A 263-nucleotide genomic window follows, 5' to 3' on the forward strand; every position below is an offset into this window, starting at 1 on the left:
CATAGTTACTGCTACATCAGCTTGATTCGCTATTTTCTTATCGAAGCTTGCGGTTGTTGGCGTTATTGTGGAATTGGATACTGGTGTTGTCGTATCCGTCACCGTAACTGCCAGGGATTGCGCAGCTCCCGCGCTAAAGCTAAACGTCAACGTGGTTGTTCCTACCGCTTGTGTCGCCAGATATGATTTCTTAATCGTCACCGTCGATCCGCTGACTGTGCAATCCGTTCCAGCTACGAGGGTGGCTGTTCCGTTCTTGATCG

The 263-nt window shown here is 49.8% G+C and carries 1 protein-coding gene; it reads right to left on the reverse strand.

Annotation, left to right across the window (positions count from 1 at the left end; all coding sequences use genetic code 11):
- Positions 1-263: X2-like carbohydrate binding domain-containing protein (locus CA600_RS30730; RefSeq protein WP_143812247.1), on the reverse strand; the 263-nt coding region annotated here is incomplete at both ends.

Origin of the sequence: Paenibacillus sp. VTT E-133280 (genome assembly GCF_002264385.1) — a bacterium.
Taxonomy (GTDB): domain Bacteria; phylum Bacillota; class Bacilli; order Paenibacillales; family Paenibacillaceae; genus Paenibacillus_AQ; species Paenibacillus_AQ nitricinens.